Source organism: Phaeobacter sp. SYSU ZJ3003 (assembly GCF_041300735.1).
GTDB classification, from domain to species: Bacteria; Pseudomonadota; Alphaproteobacteria; order Rhodobacterales; family Rhodobacteraceae; genus Phycobacter; species Phycobacter gallaeciensis_A.
In genome coordinates this window covers 1-3,834 of the sequence record NZ_PXNU01000109.1, presented here as the reverse complement: position 1 = coordinate 3,834, position 3,834 = coordinate 1, and the positions used below count along the sequence as shown (strand labels likewise).

The window sequence follows — 3,834 nt, the reverse complement described above, 5'->3', positions numbered from 1 at the left end:
ACTTATCATCAGTTGGCCATAATGCGGAGGAACCTGCGCAGACTTGCTGTTTGCCGGCGTTTTCGCCCCACATTCCTCCGCATTATTTCAGAGCGTATCGAGCCAGGCGAGCAGGCTCGCATCCCGTTTCCATGACGGCGGATGAACTGCCGTTGCCGGAAGACTGACTTGCTCCAGTGCCTTGCGCTTCGTTTCCAGGTTCGCCTTCGCGTAATGGTTTGTGGTGTCGAGGCTCACGTGGCCAAGCCAGCTGCGGATGACCGTGACGTCGACACCGGCCGAGACAAGATGCACGGCGGTGGCGTGGCGGAAGCTGTGCGGCGTCACATGTTTGGCGTGCAGCGATGGCTCGGTTCCGGCCGCCGCTTTCACATAGCCCGCAAGCTTGAACCGGACGCCCGAGGCACTGAGCGGCTCGCCATAGCGGTTCACGAACAGCCGCTGGTCCGGTGCTCGCGGTTTTCGTTCCAACAGCTTTTTCAACAGCAGCACGGTTTCTGGCCAGAGCGGACAGATGCGTTCCTTGCGGCCCTTGCCTGTCAGCCGCACGCAACTTGGGCTATCAAACCGGATCATATCGGGGCACAGGTCGAGCGCTTCCTGTATTCGTGCGCCGCTGTTGTAAAGGAACGAGAGCAGCGTGTGATCGCGCATACCTTCGAGGGTCGAGCGGTCTGGCTGGGCAAGGATCGCTGCCACTTCCGCCGGTTCCAGATAACAGGGTTCCGATACCGGTGCTCGCTTGACCGGGATGTTGAGGATTTCCGCGCATTGAGCGACCGATGCTGGATCTCTGGTCGCCACGAAGTTGAAGAAGCTGCGGATCGCGGCAAGCCGGCAGTTGCGCGTGCCGATTGTGCCGCCGCGCTCATGTTCAGTGTGCCTCAGGAACGCAGCAACGTCGCGGGCAGTCAGATCGGCCAGCGTGATCATCGCAACCGTCTTTTTTGCGCGCTGTGCGGCGAACCGCAGAAACAGCCGCCAAGTGTCGCGGTAGGATCGGACCGTATGGACGGAGGCGTTACGCTGCTCAACAAGCCACTCATAGAAGAACGCGCGCATCAGGTTCGGGAACGGGTTCGCCTTGTTCATGACCTCACCTCCCGCCCAAGGTCGAGGCAGGGTGCGCCCACGGCTCTGAACCGTTCGCTGGCGTGATGCAGAAGATCCTGCGTGACGGTGATGTAGACCAGGGTGGAATTGATATCCCGATGCCCGAGGTAAGTCGCGAGGAACGGCAGCCGGTCCTGCGGATTGATGCCCGCTTTGTACCATTCCAAGATGCGGTTCACGACCATCGAGTGGCGCAGATCGTGAACGCGCGGCCCGGTTCGCCCTCGCAGTGGCTTCAACCCGGCGCGCCGTATGACGTTAGTGAGCAGCCAGGTGATCATTTCCGGCGTGTAGCGGCGGGTGCGGCCCTGCTCGTGCCAGAACAGACCGGCACATGGATCCTGCGATGCGCCGGCACGGCGCCGGGCTTTGATATAGGCTCGAAGCTCGGCCATCACGCTGGCGGGCAGCGGCAGGATTCTGGTTTTGAAGAACTTCGTTTGGCGAACCGTGATCGTACCGCTCTGGAGATCGATGTCGCCAAGATCGAGACGGGCAAGCTCGCCCCGCCGCAAGCCTGCACAATAGGCCAGCACCAGCATGGTGTAGATCGTCAGCGGGCGAAGTGGTGACCGTGGTGAGGGGTAAGAACGAGCGACGTCGAGCATCCGCCGTATATCGGCAGGCGAGTAGATGTGGGGCTTGCGCCATTGCTTGACCACGTCCTTCTGCGGTCGCGGGTCCGGTCGGCGCGATGGGATCGATGGATCCCGATGACGGAAGATTTTCGTGAGGACACGCCTGAGATTTTCACATTCGGCAGCGTGATTGCGCGTGGATTTCGCCGCCGCCCAGTGATCGAGCATCACCCCGATTGGCTGTTCCTGGAGCGCCGGGTTCAGCTGCAGGAACTGGTCAAATCTCAACAACCGGGCAGACTGCGAAGTGTATTTGTATCCCCGGTTCCGCTTCAGCGCGACGTGCTCAGCCAAAACCTCTCCCAGCACGCTGCCGAACGGCCGGGGCCGGCGCAATTCGGCAAGGGCCTTTTCCGGATTGCGCGACGCCAGAGCGCGCCAGACCGGCATGCACTGCTTGATATTGCATGCTTCGCGCAGGGTGGTGACGGGATTGCGGTCGATCGCCTCGGTAGTCAGAAGGTGATCGAGGAACCGGTCAACGATGCGGGTGCGGTGCAGCAGCGTAGTGGCTGCCCAGCATTCAGCCGATACCCGCAGCCACGCGACCAGCACGTCCTGACCAAGTTCGCTGTGATGCTCGGCGACGTTCTGGAAGCTGTGCAAGACCTGCCGGTAGCAGGTTCGGCTTTTCATGCTGCGCAGACCAAGGCCTGCGAGATAGCGGTCAATGATCGTGCGATCGGGATCGGGCCAGCGAGCGGTCATGCCAGCGCCTCCGCGCCCGGCACATCAAGCGCAATGGCCCTGAGATCCTCGGTGGCAAGCTTGAGGTAGGGGGCCGTCGACGCGGTTCAGCGATGCCCCAAAAGGTCGCCGATGACTTTTTGCGGAACTGACGTGCGCAGCATCTCGACCGCACGCGCATGGCGGAAGATGTGCGGCCCGCATTTGCCTGGCGGCTTGATGCCGGCATCGCAGAGCCGCCGTCGAACCAGACTGTATAGCTTCTCAAGCTTGCGATAGGGCGCGCGCGTGCGGAGGAAGATTTCCCTGGCATCGGTCGCTGGCCGTCCGGAACGCAGATAAGCGAGAACGGCCTCGCCCGCAGGCGCCATCAGGGGCAGAAACGAGCAGGCTCCCGTTTTGCTGTGACGGACACGGATGGTTTCGCTCCGCCAGTCGATGTCCTCGATCCGCAGATTGCGGATTTCTCCAGACCGCAGCCCATAGGTTGCAAGGAGTTGCAAGATCGCGTAGTCCCGCAGCCCCGCCGGTGTCTTGTCCGCCCTCGCGCTTTCCAGTACCGCGGCGATTTGGCCCCGTTCCAGGATCGAGGGCACACCTTCATAGGCGTAGAGCAACGGCGCGATGATGTGCGGCGACAGGTCGGTCGCAATGTGGCCCGCCCTATAGAGATAACGCAGCAGCGAACGAAGCCGCTCCGCAACAGATTTCAGCGAGCTGCGCGTCAGCTTCAATGCACGCAGATCCATATAGCGGTCGATGTCGCCGACACTCAGATCCATCAGGCCTTCGGCACCGCATCGTTCGAATTGCCAGGCCAGGAAGTGTCGGGCCTCCCACAGAAGCGCATCGATGCTGGGCCGGGCAAGGCCACGCTCATCGAGAAGCCAGGCCTCGTACTCGTTGCAGATCGTAAATCGCAACGCGTCGGCCGCACAGGCCGCATTTGTAGCCGGTGGCCAGCGGCCCTGCACAAGCCGCAGCAGCGCGTGAATGCCCGCGCACGGAATCTGGTGCCAGCGCGGACCGGGACGGCGGCCGTGACGGCGCTGGAACAGAGTGACCGCTTCGCGCAGGTATTGCTCCACTTGGGCTTCGGTTACATCCGCGACCGGGATATTCCGCTGCGCAAGATGGTCAAGGAAGCCACGCGCATAGGCGCAGTAATTCCTGACCACCACCAGGCTGTATTCTTGGCTGGTCAGTTCGGTTTCGAGTTCGGTGATTACTTGGCGATCGGCTTTTGTCATCGCTGGCTCCTCCGCTGGTCAAACAACCGCAGAGGTTCGGCCGAAAATAATGCGGAGCAAAGCCGTCGATTAGCGGCAGAAATGCGGGGAATTCATGCGCCTGTCCCACGGTCCTCCGCATTATGGCCACCTGATGATAAGTGAAG

Annotated in this window: 3 protein-coding genes; all 3 read right to left on the bottom strand. The window is 61.6% G+C overall.

Annotated features, from left to right (window positions below):
* Positions 1 to 87: 87 nt before the first annotated feature.
* Entirely contained in the window at positions 88 to 1,092 is a 1,005-nt protein-coding gene (locus C6W91_RS20770) for a tyrosine-type recombinase/integrase (protein ID WP_065266904.1), read from the bottom strand.
* Positions 1,089 to 2,459 carry a tyrosine-type recombinase/integrase gene (locus C6W91_RS20765; protein WP_370571560.1) on the bottom strand — a complete coding sequence of 457 codons (1,371 nt, stop codon included), beginning with the start codon at positions 2,457 to 2,459 and terminating at the stop codon, positions 1,089 to 1,091. Before C6W91_RS20765 ends, C6W91_RS20770 begins: the two co-directional genes overlap by 4 nt.
* Before the next feature lie 86 nt (positions 2,460 to 2,545).
* Entirely contained in the window at positions 2,546 to 3,688 is a 1,143-nt protein-coding gene (locus C6W91_RS20760) for a site-specific integrase (protein ID WP_370571559.1), read from the bottom strand.
* Positions 3,689 to 3,834: the final 146 nt, after the last annotated feature.

What these genes read in the sequence shown, in the direction of transcription:
- C6W91_RS20760 (WP_370571559.1), bottom strand. Translation starts at nt 3,688, where the DNA reads ATGACAAAAGCCGATCGCCAAGTAATCACCGAACTCGAAACCGAACTG.
- C6W91_RS20770 (WP_065266904.1), bottom strand. Translation starts at nt 1,092, where the DNA reads ATGAACAAGGCGAACCCGTTCCCGAACCTGATGCGCGCGTTCTTCTAT.
- C6W91_RS20765 (WP_370571560.1), bottom strand. Translation starts at nt 2,459, where the DNA reads ATGACCGCTCGCTGGCCCGATCCCGATCGCACGATCATTGACCGCTAT.